General features: G+C 50.4%; 19 protein-coding genes. 12 read left to right on the top strand and 7 right to left on the bottom strand.

What is annotated here, in order from left to right:
• Positions 1–23 precede the first annotated feature (23 nt).
• The 4 genes from M0220_RS00730 to M0220_RS00715 all read left to right on the top strand — a co-directional run bounded on the left by M0220_RS00730 (position 24) and on the right by M0220_RS00715 (position 2,413).
• Complete coding sequence (locus M0220_RS00730) at positions 24–569, top strand: nucleotidyltransferase family protein (RefSeq protein WP_264018390.1); 546 nt, start codon at positions 24–26, stop codon at positions 567–569.
• A gap of 223 nt (positions 570–792) precedes the next feature.
• Positions 793–1,371 (top strand): DJ-1/PfpI family protein, encoded by a 579-nt coding sequence (locus M0220_RS00725; protein WP_030069132.1) that lies wholly within the window; start codon positions 793–795, stop codon positions 1,369–1,371.
• Positions 1,372–1,494: 123 nt separating this feature from the next.
• A complete protein-coding gene (locus tag M0220_RS00720; protein ID WP_030069134.1) occupies positions 1,495–1,938 on the top strand; it encodes a hypothetical protein in 444 nt (147 codons plus the stop codon).
• Positions 1,928–2,413 carry a YehS family protein gene (locus tag M0220_RS00715; protein WP_264018389.1) on the top strand — a complete coding sequence of 162 codons (486 nt, stop codon included), beginning with the start codon at positions 1,928–1,930 and terminating at the stop codon, positions 2,411–2,413. The genes M0220_RS00720 and M0220_RS00715 overlap by 11 nt, the downstream gene beginning before the upstream one ends.
• Positions 2,414–2,491: 78 nt before the next feature.
• Here the strand turns inward: M0220_RS00715 and M0220_RS00710 are convergent, their stop codons facing one another.
• Complete coding sequence (locus M0220_RS00710) at positions 2,492–3,235, bottom strand: class I SAM-dependent DNA methyltransferase (RefSeq protein WP_264019245.1); 744 nt, start codon at positions 3,233–3,235, stop codon at positions 2,492–2,494.
• Between the two features lie 167 nt (positions 3,236–3,402).
• Here M0220_RS00710 and M0220_RS00705 point away from each other — a divergent pair, with 167 nt between their 5' ends.
• Together M0220_RS00705 and M0220_RS00700 are read left to right on the top strand one after the other, a co-directional pair.
• The gene (locus tag M0220_RS00705) at positions 3,403–3,813 is read left to right on the top strand and encodes a DUF4019 domain-containing protein (RefSeq protein WP_264018388.1); all 411 of its coding nucleotides are present in this window, start codon (positions 3,403–3,405) and stop codon (positions 3,811–3,813) included.
• Positions 3,814–3,916: 103 nt separating this feature from the next.
• Positions 3,917–4,234: an antibiotic biosynthesis monooxygenase family protein gene (locus tag M0220_RS00700; RefSeq protein ID WP_264018387.1), complete on the top strand. Its 318-nt coding sequence runs from the start codon at positions 3,917–3,919 to the stop codon at positions 4,232–4,234.
• Positions 4,235–4,274: 40 nt separating this feature from the next.
• On the opposite strand, the gene M0220_RS00695 is transcribed toward M0220_RS00700, so the two are convergent.
• A complete protein-coding gene (locus tag M0220_RS00695) occupies positions 4,275–4,886 on the bottom strand; it encodes a LysE family translocator (RefSeq protein ID WP_264018386.1) in 612 nt (203 codons plus the stop codon).
• A gap of 141 nt (positions 4,887–5,027) precedes the next feature.
• Here M0220_RS00695 and M0220_RS00690 point away from each other — a divergent pair, with 141 nt between their 5' ends.
• Positions 5,028–5,513 carry an Lrp/AsnC family transcriptional regulator gene (locus M0220_RS00690; RefSeq protein WP_264018385.1) on the top strand — a complete coding sequence of 162 codons (486 nt, stop codon included), beginning with the start codon at positions 5,028–5,030 and terminating at the stop codon, positions 5,511–5,513.
• A 40-nt stretch (positions 5,514–5,553) separates the two neighbouring features.
• On the opposite strand, the gene M0220_RS00685 is transcribed toward M0220_RS00690, so the two are convergent.
• Both M0220_RS00685 and M0220_RS00680 read right to left on the bottom strand, forming a co-directional pair.
• Positions 5,554–6,159, bottom strand: a complete 606-nt coding sequence (locus tag M0220_RS00685; RefSeq protein ID WP_264018384.1) for a YqaA family protein — start codon at positions 6,157–6,159, stop codon at positions 5,554–5,556.
• A 9-nt stretch (positions 6,160–6,168) separates the two neighbouring features.
• On the bottom strand, positions 6,169–6,987 hold the full coding sequence (locus M0220_RS00680; protein WP_030069156.1) for a DUF1206 domain-containing protein: 819 nt from the start codon (positions 6,985–6,987) through the stop codon (positions 6,169–6,171).
• 156 nt (positions 6,988–7,143) lie between these two features.
• Between M0220_RS00680 and M0220_RS00675 the strand changes: the two genes are divergently transcribed.
• Complete coding sequence (locus M0220_RS00675; RefSeq protein WP_232222325.1) at positions 7,144–8,058, top strand: helix-turn-helix transcriptional regulator; 915 nt, start codon at positions 7,144–7,146, stop codon at positions 8,056–8,058.
• Here M0220_RS00675 and M0220_RS00670 read toward each other — a convergent pair.
• Entirely contained in the window at positions 8,023–8,616 is a 594-nt protein-coding gene (locus M0220_RS00670; RefSeq protein ID WP_030069159.1) for a LysE family translocator, read from the bottom strand. The two genes, M0220_RS00675 and M0220_RS00670, sit on opposite strands and share 36 nt — an antisense overlap.
• Positions 8,617–8,798: 182 nt before the next feature.
• Here M0220_RS00670 and M0220_RS00665 point away from each other — a divergent pair, with 182 nt between their 5' ends.
• On the top strand, positions 8,799–9,662 hold the full coding sequence (locus M0220_RS00665; RefSeq protein ID WP_264018383.1) for a bifunctional transcriptional activator/DNA repair enzyme AdaA: 864 nt from the start codon (positions 8,799–8,801) through the stop codon (positions 9,660–9,662).
• Positions 9,663–9,669: 7 nt separating this feature from the next.
• Here M0220_RS00665 and M0220_RS00660 read toward each other — a convergent pair whose 3' ends face one another.
• Complete coding sequence (locus M0220_RS00660) at positions 9,670–10,590, bottom strand: glutaminase (protein WP_030069164.1); 921 nt, start codon at positions 10,588–10,590, stop codon at positions 9,670–9,672.
• 177 nt (positions 10,591–10,767) lie between these two features.
• Between M0220_RS00660 and M0220_RS00655 the strand changes: the two genes are divergently transcribed.
• Entirely contained in the window at positions 10,768–12,219 is a 1,452-nt protein-coding gene (locus M0220_RS00655) for a cobyric acid synthase (RefSeq protein ID WP_264018382.1), read from the top strand.
• Between the two features lie 48 nt (positions 12,220–12,267).
• Here M0220_RS00655 and M0220_RS00650 read toward each other — a convergent pair whose 3' ends face one another.
• Positions 12,268–12,660 (bottom strand): RidA family protein, encoded by a 393-nt coding sequence (locus M0220_RS00650; protein ID WP_030069169.1) that lies wholly within the window; start codon positions 12,658–12,660, stop codon positions 12,268–12,270.
• A gap of 171 nt (positions 12,661–12,831) precedes the next feature.
• Here M0220_RS00650 and M0220_RS00645 point away from each other — a divergent pair, with 171 nt between their 5' ends.
• On the top strand, positions 12,832–13,392 hold the full coding sequence (locus M0220_RS00645) for a hypothetical protein (protein ID WP_030069171.1): 561 nt from the start codon (positions 12,832–12,834) through the stop codon (positions 13,390–13,392).
• Positions 13,393–13,779: 387 nt separating this feature from the next.
• A complete protein-coding gene (locus M0220_RS00640) occupies positions 13,780–15,198 on the top strand; it encodes a hypothetical protein (RefSeq protein WP_035536110.1) in 1,419 nt (472 codons plus the stop codon).
• The last annotated feature ends 161 nt before the right edge of the window (positions 15,199–15,359 follow it).

The raw sequence follows: 15,359 nt of genomic DNA, 5'->3' as shown, positions 1-15,359 counted from the left end.
CAGACCTTAAGCAAGGAATAGAGATGGATCATGAAGCGCTGATTAAACAATGGATAATGAGTGATTCTGATCGCTTGGAGGCGCTGACTATCGCGGCTGCGCAGAAGCTGCCGGGTTGGTGTCTTGCTGCTGGATTCGTTAGAAATTTGGTGTGGGACAAGCTGCATGACGTTTCAGCGAGTACGCCCTTGAACGACATTGATTTAATTTACTTCGATTCGAACGACATAAGCGTTTCTCGTGATCGTGAGATTGAGCAAGGGTTAAGAGGCGTCTCAACCTTTCCCTGGTCAGTAAAGAACCAAGCAAGAATGCATGAGCGAAATAGGGACTATCCGTATACCTCAACTGAAGATGCGATGAGTTTCTGGGTCGACGTGGAAACTGCGGTAGGTGCTGCGTTGGGTGATAATGGGGAGGTCATCATTGTGGCTCCCTTTGGCGTTAAGCCGCTGTTTGACTATACCGTTACATTAAATCCTAAACGGCCAAAACGAACGGATTTTGAAGCTCGGGTATACAACAAGCAGTGGCTGCAAACTTGGCCAAAACTGGTGGTCAATGCTTAGCAAGGTAGCAGATGACTGTACCGTACAAATCAAACCCGGCAACGCTGCGCGCTGCTTTTGCGCCGGGCCGCCGCTGCGGGTGCGCTTCGCATACCACGCACTACAACACCTGTTAATTTAATGCGTTGCCGAATCGTAGTGCGGTGTAACGCATGGCAAGGAGCAGCAGTTTCATTTTTACATGCTGGAAAATAACGTATTTAGATTCTTAGGACACCCTTACATGAACATTGGCATCTATATCTATGACCAAGCAGAAGTACTCGATTTCTCGGGCCCCTTTGAAGTTTTTACGACGGCCAGTCGCGTCAGTGATGAAGACGCGCCGTTTTCAGTATTTTTAATTGCTGAAAAAGACGGCCCGGTAACTGCTAGGGCGGGATACCAGGTGTTGCCAAATGCCACCATCGATAATCACCCGCCCATTGATGTCTTGATTATTGTTGGTGGTGTGCACACGGGTGAAATGGCAAACGAAAAGGTAAAGGTCTGGATTGCAGATCAAGCAGCCATAGTGCAGCAGGTGGCCACAGTGTGTACTGGTATCTTCCTGTTTGCTAATGCACAACCCGGTCTGAAAGGAAGAGTGACTACCCACTGGGACGATCAAGGTGATTTGCGAACTCAGTTTCCGCAGCTTGATGTGGTGGAAGACGTGCGCTGGGTAGATGATGGGGGTGTTATTAGTTCCGGTGGCATCTCGGCGGGGATCGATATGTGCCTACACTTGGTCGCCAAGTTACACAGCACCGAGCTTGCGGAGAAAACAGCGCGGCAAATGGAGTATCGCTGGGATAGATAAAGTAAGTGCCTTGCAGAAGTATTACTTAAAGCCTTATCAGGCGGTTTATAATGTTTCTTATAGCCGCTACGTAACTAAAAATAAGCGGCGATATTAACGTTGAGTGAAGGAAGGTGGTTGGTAATGATTAACACCAAAATATATAAAGCGGTTTATGAACTAGCTGAAAAGCTTATGAAGGCCGCTGCGAAAGATGACCGCGCGACCTTTGAGGCTCTCTATGCAGAGTTGCAGGCGATTTGTATCGATAACGAACACACCGATAAAGATCACCCAGAGCAGTGGGAAACCCTGGCTGACTTTACCGAGGAGTTAGAGGATGCGCTGCCGATCTACCAAAAAGCCCTTGAGAAAGCCATTGCGAAGAACTCGAAAGACCATATGGCTTCTATCGGTTTTTCCATGGCAATGTTGCAAGTAGAGCTAGGCCAAACGGATGAGGCGATCGAAATGCTGCAACATGCTAAAGTCAGCGCCAACAAAATTGAAGATAATGAGTTGCAAGCTGAGATAAATCAGCTGCTCGAAAAGCTAACCTCCAATCAGGACCCCAATTTTGACCAATAACGATATTTTTCGCCGTATCCGCTATGCTTTTGATTTAAAAGATAAAACCATCGTGGATATCTTCGCGCTGGCAGACGTTAGTGTAAGCCAAGAGCAAGTGACCGCTTGGCTAAAAAAAGATGAAGATGATGCTTTCGTTACGATGAAAAATAAAGAGCTGGCGTCGTTTCTTAATGGATTCATCAGTTTTAAGCGCGGCAAGCGTGAAGGCCCACAGCCAGTGCCTGAAGCGCAATTAAATAATAATATGGTTTTCCAGAAGCTGCGTATTGCGCTGAATATGAAAGCCGAAGATGTTTTAGAAGTGTTTGAGCTGGTGGGCTTACCGCTAAGCCACCATGAGCTCAGCGCTTTTTTCCGTAAGCCAAGTCATAAGAATTACCGTGAGTGTAAAGATCAAATGCTACGTAATTTCTTGCTCGGTATTCAGCGCCAGCTACGGCCTGGCTCGAACGACGCAGGTTCTGAGTCTTAAGTTCAGCGCGTTACACCTCGCTTTATGTCACACGGTAATGGTAAGAGGGGAGCACAAGGCCTCTCTGCCTTATCGGCGCTAGCGCTTCACGCACACAAAAATCGCATTGCCTAAAAGGCTATCCCAAGGGGTAATGGTCTGGTAGTTGTGCTCAAATACATGCACCTCAAAATAAGGCGTCAGTAGGGCGGTTAATTCTGTAAAGCTGACCGCTACCATGGGGTGCTCATCGTTCCAAATTTGGGTAGTGTCGGCGTTAGTTTTTTCAATACTCAGCCTAAGCGATTGCTTTTCACCGTGCCCGTCGTAGTGCCAACCCGAGCGAAACGTAAAAACATCATCGTCTTGTTTGGCGCTGTGTTTAACCCATAAATCGTTGTTAATTTTGTTTTTATCCACCGCGTTAAAATAGAAAACGCCGCCCTGTTTTAGCGCGCGGTGGGCGCTGGCAATACACTTTTTTAGCTTTTCAATCCCATCGTTGTAGTGGATTGAGTACAAAAAGCAGGTGATTAAATCAAGAGATTCACTGACTTCGAACGTGCTCATATCTTGCAGTGAAAAAAACGCTTCTGGGCAACGCGTGGCGGCGATATCCAGCATGGGTTGGTTAATATCAAGCCCACTGCTGAGATAGCCAACATCAATAAAGTGACGAACATGAGGACCCGTGCCACAAGCTAAATCAAGGTGCGTATGCCCGCCATTGCCGAAAATCTGATGGAGCCGATGAATGGCGTTGCTTTGCGCTTGGTAGTCGATATCGACGCACATCAAATCGTAGTAGCCAGATAGGTCGGTATAGAGTGCGTTGGCGGACAGATTGGCGGACATAGTAGCCTAATGGTGGGCGCTGTAATATTGGGGGGCGCATAGTAAACGAGCGGAGAAGGTTTTAGAAGCGGGGTGATATCGCTGTTAAAGAAATCCGACGATTTTCCGATAATTGCTTTAGAGGAAAAGTCGCCAAGCCGCCACAAGAGTCAGCCATGTCAAAATCCCCTGTCTTTGTTCTCGCTGCAATACTGCTTAGCCTGACCACCTATTATGCTCAGGCGTCTGCTCAGACGGCAGAAGCAGCGGCGCTTGCGTGGTTAGAATCAATTGATAATGATGAGATCGAACAAGCTTGGGAGACCTCATCGCCACTTCTAAAAACGCCTCTATCGCCCAACATGCTTAGACGTATCATTGAACTAGCACGTCATGAGTTTGGACCGGTAGAATCTCGTCGGAAAGTGCAAGTCTCTCACTACCAATCTATGCCGGGTGCGCCAGATGGTGACTACATGGTGTTTATCTTTCATACCCGATTTGAAAATAAAGCGAGAGGAATTGAGACCGTAACACCTCATCTGGAAAATGGAGAGTGGCGAGTCAGTGGTTATTATGTGCAATAGTTCTTGTAATGGTTCTTTGTAATGGTTCTTTGTAATGGCTCTTTGTAATAGATTTGCGTAAATGAGTGATGCCGTAACCAATAGGAATCAAGGTAGAGATGCTATGCCTAGTATTGCTAATACGCCCGAGCCTCCTTACTACGCGGTTATTTTTACTTCCCTGCGCACCAATATTGATAATGGCTACGATGCAATGGCTGCTCGCATGGTGGAGCTTGCGGCTCAGCAGCGGGGGTTTTTAGGGGTTGAATCTGCTCGAAACGAAGTGGGCGTTACTGTTTCATACTGGACTGATTTGGCTTCGATAAAAGCGTGGAAAGCGCACGCAGAGCATCAGGAAGCCCAGCGACTAGGCCATCAGCAGTGGTACCAGCATTTTAAAACGCGCATTGCCAAAGTCGAGCGAGAGTATGGTGTTTAAAATATCAACTTAGCCTAGGCAGGCTTTTTGCTGATTAAATTTAAGATGCTAACCTCAAGGCAAAGCCAATAATCAGTGTTCCAAATACCCAGCGTTGTAATGTTTGCCTTTTTTGATGGCTGGCAAACCAGCGCTGCATCTGCGCTCCCAGGCAGGCATATAGCGCATCGTACAAAAGCCCTACACCCACTAGCACAGCCCCCAATAAAGTAAACTGGAGCGCAACATCACCCTGTTGGGTGTGAACGAACTGGGGTAATAACACCGAACAAAACAGCAGCGATTTTGGATTTAGCAGGTTCGTTAAAAGACCCCGTCTCCAAGCTAGGTAATAGCTACCGGTGAGCGATGCTTGCGGTTTGTTAGTATCGGTGCGCTGTTTGGTACGAATTAGCTGTACGCCCACCCAAATCAAGTAGGCAGCGCCGAGATAACGAACAGCATCAAAAAGCCACGGGGCGGCTACAAATAGGGCGGCTAGGCCCAAGCCTGCTAACGCCACATGCAGCCCTCGGGCGATAGCTAACCCTAACGCTGTGGCTAGCCCATGTCCTCGGCCTAGCGTACTACTGGTATGCAGCACCAACAGCATATCCGGGCCTGGAATCAGGTAAACAATGGCTAATGCGCTAATAAAAAGTCCGATTTCCATGGCCCCTCCTCAAGATTGCACGTAGTGACTTTATAAAGGGCATGGTACCGTTAAAGTGATGAGTGAATTCTTGCCATTTGCGCTCATGAAACATCAATTATTGGTATTTTGTGCCAACTAAGTGTGGGGTAATACTTACTTATGCCAAGTAGTCAGTTAGATGCTACCGACCGACGCATTCTTGCGTTGTTACAGGGGGATGCTCGCTTAACCAATGTGGAGCTTGCGGAGAAAGTAAATTTGTCGCCGTCGCCCTGCTTACGCCGGGTGCGGCGCTTGGAAGCAAGCGGCATTATTCGTGGCTACCACGCGGAGCTTGATCGTCGAAGCGTCGGGCTGGAATTAACGGTGTTTGTGGGCATTAAGGTAGAACGACACCATGAAGAGCAAGCTAATGCTTTCCGGGAAGCAGTGGTTGAACTGCCGGAAGTGGTCACAGCGCATTTGGTGTCTGGTGAATCGGATTTTCTGCTACAGGTGGTAGTGCCTAGCTTGGCTGCATACGAGGCGTTTTTAACGGGGACGTTGCTGCGCTTACCAGGTGTGAGCGATATTCGCAGCAACTTTGCTATTCAGCCGGTGAAGGAGTACGGCACATTACCACTGGATAATAGCAGTAAGGCCTAGTGGGGTAGTCGAGAGATGAAGAAGGCCTTCGGTTTTGCGATCAACGCGACATCACCAACCCTGCCAGTGTCTGAAGTCCGACGACCACCACAAGAACCACCATGCCTAGCGCTAGGCTGGTTTTAAGCGCGTGACGCTTCCACATAAGTTCTACGCGGTTGCCAAAGCGGTGTACCAACCAAGCAAGGCCGAAGTAGCGCAGCCCGCGGGCTAGCAGGGCAGCCAGCACAAATAACATAATCGGATAGCCGGAAAGCCCGGCGGTAATCATCGCCACCTGAAACGGGATCGGTAGTATGCCAATGGCTAGAATCGCAGCAAAACCGTACTGCTCAAAGAAGGTTTGGAAAGATTGATAGCTTTGTTCAATACCCATAAATTCGATAAACCACGTACCTATGGATTGATATAGCACCATGCCGACGGCATAGCCCGCAATGGAAGCTATCAGGCAGCCAAGGGTCGTCGCGGTGGCCATTGCCCAAATGCGCTGCTTGTTAATCGCCATGAGCGGGATCAACACCAGCTCGATGGGAATTGGCAAAATAATGGTTTCTAAAAAAGATAGAGTGCCGAGTAGCCACAGCATGTTTTTCGAGCCATTGATGCGCTCAAACCACTGTTTAGTCCGTGTTGTTGAAAGCATCTTATGTCTCTACATTTCAGTATTAATGCGACGATAGACGGACGCTAAAAGGCTGTAGAGACCAAACGCAAAGAGCCCAAGTGCGACAAAGGCAAGCAACCACTGACCGAAAGGTTGGCTGCGCAGCGTGCTGAACACTTCTCCCATACCACCTGCTTGATTAGGGTTGATTTGGTAGGCTGCGATGATAAAAAAGCTACCCACGATCACGAAGACGAGGCCACGGATCACTAAGCCGAATCGACAGATGGGGTAGGCCCACTGTTGAGTTTGGGGTGGCATCGAAAAGTGTTTGTCGAATTTGGCCTTGTAGCCTTTGATTGCATGGGCAATACCAACACCTATCAAGATTAAGCCAACCCCGCCAACTAACCATCGTCCGAATGGCTGTTGCATCAGCCAGCCCGCCACGCCTTGCGAGCCACCTCCAGAATCTCCAGAAGAGCCTGCGAGTTGGAAGATAAGCGTTGCGGCAAAAAAAGCTAGAAGAGTATGCGTAATGGCGCTTGCTAATAAGCCCGCACGAATCGCTAAGCCTTTTGCATCTTTACCATGATGGTCGGTGTCTTTAATGGCTTGGATGGTGCGCCACATAGCATAGCCAACCAAACCAACAGCAATAAGGCCCAACATGCTTTTACCAAAGGGAGCGGTAAGTACTCGCTCTAATGCGCCGCGGCTGCCTTCGGTCTGGCCGCCTTGCCCAAAAGCTGCCAGGGCGGCGAGGCCACCCACTAATACATAAACGATGCCGCGAGAAGCGTAGCCCATTCGGGCGAAAAGGGTAATCGCATCACGATGATCTGGGTTATTCATACGATTGGCCATGGTGTCCTCCTGACGTTAATGGCATTGCGAATTCCTACGCAATCTAGTGTATATAGTGCTTTTCTGGCGGCCTATACTGTGCGTGTGCTGCGCTATTGTCCAGCGTAGGCCAAGTTAACAGGCTATTCGCTATTTTTTTGATGATGCGAGCAGAAGATGAGCTGTAAGTCTTTAGGTGCTGGGTCTCCAAGTGCTGGGTCTTCAAGTGCCGGGTCTCCAAATGCTGGGTCGCCTCCGGTTTTTTGGCGCGACTCACGACTGCCTTATGTCGAACTACGCAAAATCAGCGATGCAAGGCAAGTGTGCTACGCCCCTCACAGCCATGTTCACTGGTCGGTAGGAGCCGTTACGTCAGGCAGCAGTACGTTTCGTTATCGGGAGTCGACTTATCCTATTAGCGCTGGTGACTTAGTCATGATGAACCCCGATTGGGTTCATGCATGTAACCCCATTGAGAACGAGCCCTGGGCGTATTTGATGCTCTACGTGGACGCGCAATGGCTAGCGGATTTACGTTATCAACTAGGCACGCTGGAGACCCCCGTCTGGAGTGATATCGATACGGCGGTGGTCTCACAGCCAGCGCTTTATGCTCGCTATTGCGAAATGGCGGCTTGTTTATTGGATGAACAGCGCGCGATCTCTATCAAGCACGCGTCAGTGACAGAGTTTCTTACCGCATTAATGCTGGCATTGACGCATGAGACGACCGTCTCTAGGTCGAAGCCGCCTGATGGCTTGCATGCTGCGGCCGTCTATTGTGATGTGAATGCCGCGTTTGATGTTTCGCTTGAAACGCTGTGCCAGTTAACGGGGTATAGCGCTGGTCATCTCATCCGAGCGTTTAAGCAACACTACGGGCTTACCCCCCATGCTTACCTGATTAATCGCCGTGTTCAGCTTGGCCAGCGGGCGCTTAAGCAGGGGGAGTCGATCGTTAATTCAGCTCTGTTAGCCGGTTTTAACGACCAACCCCACTTCCAGAGAACCTTTAAGCGGTTAGTGGCGGCAACACCCAATCAGTATCGCTATCCGCTACTCAAGCAGCAGGAAAATAGCGCTGGCAGCTAGGCCAGCCGCCAGCGTGCGGTTAATGGTAAGCAGAATGAATGGGCGGTGAACGTAGCGTTTAAGAAAAGCACCTGCATAAACCCAGCTTGCCAATGACAGCCAACAAATGGGTAGGTAGAGAGCAGCGAAGAGCCATAACTGGTAAGGGTCATTGCTGCTGGTGTAAGCCCCAATGCCAGCGGCAGACGCCAGCCACGCCTTAGGGTTTAACCACTGCATCATCGCGCCGGTCATAAAACCTGGTGGCTTATCCGTGTCCTGGTTATGAACCGAGCCATTATGCTGGAAAAGCTGGTAGCTTAAGTAAAGTAAGAAAAGTAGCCCCGCCCAACGTAATATTTCCTCCAGTAGCGGTAGTGCGTTCAGAAGTGAATAGAGCCCTGCTCCAGTCGCCAGGAAAAGTGCTAGAAACCCCAATGTCGCACCCGTGACGAAGATAAGCCCTTTGGCGATAGGGTAGTGGGTGCCGCTACTCAGGCAAACAAGGTTGACTGGGCCTGGGGAAATAGACGCGGCAAGGGCAAATGCAGACATTGGTAACAGTAGTGAAACGCTCATTGTTGTCCTCCTAAACAGAATCAAGAGCTTGCAAGAGCGCGAGAAAAGAGTATTGAACAAAATTGAGATGCCACGATATTGCGCAAGATTCGGGTAGGCCTGATGACAAGGCCTAGTTAAGCTTGTGCTGTATTCAGAGAGCCCTGTGCTTTTCCTCGTTTAGCTTCGGTGAGAACGTCTTTATGAATGACTATGCCCGTATCGAAAAAGCGATGGCCTATATGGTGGCCAATGCCGCCAGCCAGCCAAGTTTGGAAACGGTGGCGGCGCAAGTACATTTGAGCGCTTACCATTTTCAGCGGCTGTTTTGTCGTTATGCGGGTATCAGCCCTAAGCGTTTTTTACAGGCGTTGACCTTGGAGCGTGGCAAACAACTGATCGCATCGTCAGAAAGTCTTACCAATACCGTGCATGCATTAGGGCTGAGCGGCGGCTCGCGGCTTTATGATCACTTTGTACAGTTAGAAGCGGTCACGCCGGGTGAGTTTAAGCGCCAAGGAGAGGGGGTAGAGATTACGTATGGGTTACATCCCACGCCTTTTGGCGAGATGTTAGTGGCGATAACGCCGAGAGGGATTTGTCGAATGGCCTTTGTGGCGTCTACCAGCCAGGAAGCGCTGCTGGCGCCACTAGCGAAACAGTGGCCACGTAGTACGCTCTGTCATTGCCCTGACACCACTCGTTATGTGGTAGAGGCCCTGTTTACACCATTTACTAAAACAAAGTGCGCTAACCATTCGCCTGCCACGCTGTCGCTCCACGTGAGCGGTACTAATTTCCAGATTGCCGTATGGCGCGCGCTGCTGACCATTCCTGAAGGGCAGTTGGCGAGCTACTCGCAAATTGCTCAGGCACTTGGCACGCCGAAATCATCTCGAGCCGTCGGAAATGCGGTGGGTGCAAACCCCATTGCATTGTGGATTCCTTGCCATCGGGTAATCCAACAAAGCGGTGCGCTAGGCGGCTACCGCTGGGGCATTGAAACCAAGCAGCAGGTCCAGGCGTGGGAAGCGGCCCAGCACTCCCCCTTGCTTGAGCCGCATTAACTCTGAACTAATGCCCAAACACCGACCACCCAGTGTGTTGGACAAACATTTCCAACGCGCGTGTGCCCAACAAGCTATTGCCGTATTTATCCAGCCCTGGTGACCACACGGCCAGCGAACCACGCCCAGGAGCAATAGCCAAAATTCCACCGCCTACGCCGCTTTTGCCGGGTAGGCCAACGCGGAAAGCAAACTCCCCGGACGCATCGTAGTGGCCGCACATCATCATCAGTGAGTTAATCCGCCGCGCTCGCTGAGGTGATACCACGCGTAAATCGCTCGGCTGATTGACGCCGTCAGAGGCCAAAAATAGCCCAGCGTGAGCAAGCTGTTCGCAACTCATGGCAATCGCGCACTGGTGAAAGTAGGTGCCGAGCACTTTATCGACATCGTGGCGCAGGCGACCAAAGGCTTTCATAAAATGCGCCAGCGAGGCGTTGCGGTCTTTATGCTGCATTTCTGAAGCTGCTACCTGATGGTCAAAGCAGATACTGTTATCGTCGGCGATATAGCGTACAAAGCTAAGAATTTCTGCCAGTGTCTCTTTAGGTTCGTGGCCCATCATGATGGCGTCAACGATCGCAATTGCCCCGGCATTAATAAACGGATTGCGCGGTTTACCGCCTTCGTGCTCAAGCTGCACAATGGAATTGAACGGGTCGCCAGAAGGCTCGCGTCCGACCCTCGACCATAATCCATCGCCCCATTTTCCCAGCGCAATGGTTAGCGTAAAAACTTTGGAAATACTCTGGATTGAGAACGGCGTGGTGGCGCAGCCTGCAGAGAAGCGTTGGCCGTCTACCGTAGCTAAACTGATAGCGAATTGGCTGGGGTCCACATGGGCAAGCTGGGGAATATAGTCAGCGACTTTTCCCCGCTCGGTTTCAAGGGCAAGCTCGGCGGCAATCTTATTGAGTAACTCTTGCATCTAATTCGAATTCGTTTGGCAGCGTGAGGCGCTACCCTAGCGGAAACTAGCATGCTTGTCTGCTCGAAGACGATACCGAAATACCATGGGCTATGCGCATTGTTGGGAGATCTTGTACGTTGCTAACGACCTGTTCGGCGGCTACAGTTCGGCTACTTTCAGCAAGGGCCGACGGGCATGACCACATTAATGATTCAGGGGACTACCTCGGATGCAGGCAAAAGTACGGTGGTTGCCGGGCTTTGTCGCGTGTTAAAGCGCCGTGGTATTTCAGTTGCGCCCTTCAAGCCGCAAAACATGGCGCTTAATAGCGCCGTTACCAGCGATGGGGGTGAAATTGGCCGTTCCACCGCGCTACAGGCACAGGCGGCGGGTGTGATCCCCCATAGTGATATGAATCCGGTGCTATTAAAGCCGGAGAGTGATCGCGGTGCCCAAGTGATTCTACGCGGTCAAGTGCATGGCCATATGGATGCACTGGATTACCACGCGTTTAAGCGCACGGCGAAAGAGAGTGTTATGGCGGCATGGCAGACCTTGGAAAGCCGTTTTGATGTCATCATTGCCGAAGGTGCGGGCAGTCCGGCGGAAATCAATCTGCGTAAAGACGATATCGCTAATATGGGTTTTGCCGAAGCTGCAGACTGTCCGGTTTTATTAGTGGGCGATATTGACCGCGGCGGTGTGTTCGCTCAGCTAGTAGGAACACTGGTGCTACTAAGCGACAGCGAACAGGCACGCACAAAAGGATTTATTATTAATCGTTTTCGGGGCGATATTGCACTTTTAGAACCAGGGCTTGAGTGGTTAAAAGCACATACTGGCAAGCCGGTACTGGGAACCCTGCCTTACTTGCAGGGCCTCCTGCTAGATGCTGAAGATAGCATTGGTCGGGTTCAAGCTGAAAAAGCCAATCACACCCTTAAAGTGATCGTCCCTGCGCTGCCGCGTATCAGCAACCACACGGACTTTGATCCGCTGCGCTTACATCCCCAGGTATCGCTTACTTTTGTAGGGCCAGACCAACCGATTCTACCTGCTGATGTAATGATACTGCCAGGGAGCAAAAGCACCGCCAGCGATTTAGCCTGGCTAACACGCCAGGGCTGGAAAGAGGCGATTGCTCGCCATTTGCGCTACGGCGGCAAGGTGCTGGGGATTTGCGGTGGTTTTCAAATGCTGGGCGAGTGGGTGGATGACCCAGACGGCTTGGAAGGCGCGCCAGGGAAAGTAGCAGGTTTGGGGCTGTTGCAGATGTCCACACGTATGGTCGCGGGTAAGCAGCTGCGCAATGTCAGCGGCGTCATGGTGGGGCAAGAAGCGGCTGTGTCGGGCTACGAAATTCACAATGGTGTAAGCAACGGGAATGCACTCAATCGGCCGCTGTTTGATTTAGGTAGCCACGTGGATGGCGCTATCAGTATCGATGGCCAAGTGATGGGTACTTACCTGCATGGATTGTTTGACCACCCCGAAACCTGCCAAGCGTTGCTGACTACGTTAGGCTTAGAGAGTGCGGCACCTGTCGATTATCGTGCCCATCGTGAACAAGCGCTGGAGCGGCTAGCTGACACGTTGGAAGCACACTTAGATATAGAATCGATCTTAGCAATGATAAGGGCGCACTAAGCGCCCTTGATGTAGTACTGGTTGATTAAGTACTGGTTGATTTAGCCCTTATTCTTGCGGTGGGCGCTTTGCCATCAGGGTAATTTCGACGGTGCTGCCCCCGCAAATATTAGGTGACTCTGTGCAGGTGCGAGCTGGGTAGTAACCTGGTTCAAAAAACTCTGCGTAGATGCTGTCTAGTGCATTGATCTGTCGTAAGTCGCTCAAGTGAATATCGACGCGAACAACATCGGCTAAGGTACCGCCTTCTTGCGCTAGCATACGTTCAAGTTCACGCATCACAAGGCGTGTTTCTTCTTTGACATCGCCACGGGCAGCTTTACCGTTAGAAAGGTCAGCAACGGTTAAGCCAGAAATAAACATATAGTGTTCGTCAATCACCATGTGGCTACCGGGAAACGATGGTTTGGGTAGCGTTGGGTCGTTAATAAACTGTGGCATTAGTGCTCCTTAGCGACAACATAAGCGTGTCGCACTGGTGGGACAATGCCTGCAGCGGCTAGTTCCTCTGGCCTCAACAGACTGGTGCTTCTTGTTGGTTTGCTCTACGCTGGCGGCTTTTTACAGCCTGCCAGTTATTGGGGCGATTTTAAATCCTCATGAGAGAGCGTAATGAAGGTAGTTCACATTAGTCAGAGCGCCCCGCGTGATGCATGTTTGGCAACGTTGTGTGCGCAGGTATATGGACAGCAAGCAGGGTTAACGCCCCTAGTGGTTTTTACTGGTACTAAAAATGTGCTGTTCGACCAAGAAGCGGCTCGTTTGTTAGCGGGTGTCGATGGTGACGGTAAGCCTCTGGCGTTAGCGTTGTTAGTGTTGGATGAAGCTGGCGAGGGAATGACGGTAACTCACGCTTGCGAATTTGTTGAAGGCGCTAAAGCACGCTTAATCAGTGAGTTAATTCTCAAAGCTCCGCTACGTGTTGAGGTAAGTGATGCTGCCCAAGAAGCGTTTTATCAGCAGTGCGGATTTAAGCGTTGGTTTGATGGCGTGAAAGGGCGACGCATTGGTTTAGGTGCCCGCCACCCAGCCAAGCATAGTGATGATCTAGCACCCACCTTGTGCCTGGATGAAGCGCTGATACTACGTCGCTTTAAGCATGACTCCGCTGCGTTTGCCGATGCCAAAGACGCTTTTTTATCAGGTTTAAACAGCTTCCCTACTACCTTGTAAGGCGATAGAGCACTCAGTGAGTAAATGGATAACGGTAGGGCGGCTACCCCTTGGCACCTGCTGCTCCTGATCTTTGGGTGTTATTACGTTGCTTCTTATATAGCTAAGACTAAAAGACGACGTTTACAAAAACGTCGTTTTTTTATTGCTATGTTGTCGACAGTTTGAATGGTTTTATCGGTTTTTAAGCGTATTTTTCGCTTATTTAACCCGTGTAGGATTATTTTCTAGCCAGTGTGTCAACAATATTTGTGTCAGCCATAAAGGGGGTATGCACGAAAAGTCGAATATTAACTTGGTGGATAGCTAAGTAAAAAGCACACATCTAACAATAACAATACTCACAAGGATTCAATAATGAACAACCAGACACCGTGAGGAATCGTCGTGCTGCTCAAACGAAAATATGGGGAAGAACATCCCTACTGGCCCGTTGGCCCATTCAAAGTTCGCCTACCCTTTATTCATTTCCGCTGGGAAATACCTGAGACCATCCAAGCGCTGGTAATGTTTGTTATCGGGCTAGGGATGATTCCTCTATTAGAACAATATCTAGGGCTTCCTTATGAAGTGGCGTTGGCCTACGTCGTCGTGTGCGGCATTGGTTTTATTCTTCCCCCGTTGTTGGGTGTTCCGTTTGTGGCCGGTTGGATCACGCCCGCGATACCTGTAGTGCTATTGTTTATCGGCCAGTTTGAGCCGGGGCCGGAAGCAATCCGCGCGATGGTAGCTCTACAGCTCATGGTCACCGCAATTTTTCTATTTATGGCGGTAACTCGGTTAGGAACAAAGCTTGTTAACAGCGTGCCGGATTCAATCAAAGCAGGCATTTTGCTCGGCGCAGGCATTGCGGCAATTAGCGGCGAGATTAGCGTTGGGGGCAGGCTGTACGAAACGCCTATTTCGCTGGGGATTGGCGGTTTAATTACGCTTTATGTGCTGTTTTCACTGTCATTTCGTGACTTGACTGAGAAGTTTCGCTGGGCACGCAATATCGCCGCCTACGGCATGGTGCCGGGGATGCTAATCACCATGGCGATTGGCTGGGGAGTTGCCGAATACCCGATGCCTTCGGTTGAGTGGGGCATTGCGATACCCGATTTTGCCGGTATCTGGGCCTACCTACCGTTCACCATTGGCGCGCCGGGTATTGATCTTCTGGTGGCGGCAATCCCAACGGCTATCATCGCGTACATCATTGCATTTGGTGACATTATTGTTGGCCAAAGCCTTATTAAGCGTGTCGACCATTTGCGTCCGGATGAAAAAATCGAGGTGAATGTCGATCGGGTACACCTAATTACCGGTTTGCGTAACCTGATGCACTCCATGTTTGCCCCTTACCCTGGCTTGGCTGGGCCGCTCTTTACCGGAGCGATGGCAACCATTGCAGAACGCTACCGCTATGGCCGCGGGGCGATGGATACCATCTACTCAGGGGCATCAGTGTTTTGGATTGTTGGATTTCTGGCGCTGTTCTTACTGCCGTTGGTAACGCTTTTCCGCCCGGTGCTGCCAATTGCGCTGTCGATCACGCTGTTGATTACTGGTTACCTATGCATTGCAGTGGCAGTTGAGCAAATTAAGAACGCCACTGCCATGGGCGTTGCCGGGATTATGGGCGTAGTGTTAGCTACCCACGGCGCAGCCTGGGGGCTGGGTATTGGGGTAATTCTGTACTTCATGATTGAGCACCGTTCACGCAGCCATGCCAATGATGAGGCTGAAGAGCCTATCCATGTAGAAGAAGATATGGCGGTAGAAAAGGAGTTGGTGGTTGAAGCAGAAGAAAAACCAGCCCGCTAGTTAAGTATTAGTTAATGCAAAGCTTGCGTTAACGTTAGTCTGTTTGAAAACCGGTGGGCTATAGGCTCACCGGTTTTTGTTGGAACAGTGCGTTCCACGATTGGCAACAAAACTCCATGCTCTTGTCATGATGTTGTTCGCTAAGCTCGCTAAAATAGTCA

It is taken from the genome of Halomonas qinghailakensis (assembly GCF_025820815.1).
Lineage (GTDB): Bacteria > Pseudomonadota > Gammaproteobacteria > Pseudomonadales > Halomonadaceae > Vreelandella > Vreelandella qaidamensis.
Note: the sequence above shows the minus strand (reverse complement) of the source record. Positions and strands in the feature narration are given on the sequence as shown.

Excerpts from the sequence above, each read along its gene's own strand:
- M0220_RS00725 (WP_030069132.1), top strand. The coding sequence starts at position 793 with ATGAACATTGGCATCTATATCTATGACCAAGCAGAAGTACTCGATTTC.
- M0220_RS00700 (WP_264018387.1), top strand. The coding sequence starts at position 3,917 with ATGCCTAGTATTGCTAATACGCCCGAGCCTCCTTACTACGCGGTTATT.
- M0220_RS00705 (WP_264018388.1), top strand. The coding sequence starts at position 3,403 with ATGTCAAAATCCCCTGTCTTTGTTCTCGCTGCAATACTGCTTAGCCTG.
- M0220_RS00670 (WP_030069159.1), bottom strand. The coding sequence starts at position 8,616 with ATGAGCGTTTCACTACTGTTACCAATGTCTGCATTTGCCCTTGCCGCG.
- M0220_RS00650 (WP_030069169.1), bottom strand. The coding sequence starts at position 12,660 with ATGCCACAGTTTATTAACGACCCAACGCTACCCAAACCATCGTTTCCC.
- M0220_RS00685 (WP_264018384.1), bottom strand. The coding sequence starts at position 6,159 with ATGCTTTCAACAACACGGACTAAACAGTGGTTTGAGCGCATCAATGGC.
- M0220_RS00695 (WP_264018386.1), bottom strand. The coding sequence starts at position 4,886 with ATGGAAATCGGACTTTTTATTAGCGCATTAGCCATTGTTTACCTGATT.
- M0220_RS00730 (WP_264018390.1), top strand. The coding sequence starts at position 24 with ATGGATCATGAAGCGCTGATTAAACAATGGATAATGAGTGATTCTGAT.
- M0220_RS00675 (WP_232222325.1), top strand. The coding sequence starts at position 7,144 with ATGAGCTGTAAGTCTTTAGGTGCTGGGTCTCCAAGTGCTGGGTCTTCA.
- M0220_RS00660 (WP_030069164.1), bottom strand. The coding sequence starts at position 10,590 with ATGCAAGAGTTACTCAATAAGATTGCCGCCGAGCTTGCCCTTGAAACC.
- M0220_RS00680 (WP_030069156.1), bottom strand. The coding sequence starts at position 6,987 with ATGGCCAATCGTATGAATAACCCAGATCATCGTGATGCGATTACCCTT.
- M0220_RS00655 (WP_264018382.1), top strand. The coding sequence starts at position 10,768 with ATGACCACATTAATGATTCAGGGGACTACCTCGGATGCAGGCAAAAGT.
- M0220_RS00690 (WP_264018385.1), top strand. The coding sequence starts at position 5,028 with ATGCCAAGTAGTCAGTTAGATGCTACCGACCGACGCATTCTTGCGTTG.
- M0220_RS00720 (WP_030069134.1), top strand. The coding sequence starts at position 1,495 with ATGATTAACACCAAAATATATAAAGCGGTTTATGAACTAGCTGAAAAG.
- M0220_RS00645 (WP_030069171.1), top strand. The coding sequence starts at position 12,832 with ATGAAGGTAGTTCACATTAGTCAGAGCGCCCCGCGTGATGCATGTTTG.
- M0220_RS00665 (WP_264018383.1), top strand. The coding sequence starts at position 8,799 with ATGAATGACTATGCCCGTATCGAAAAAGCGATGGCCTATATGGTGGCC.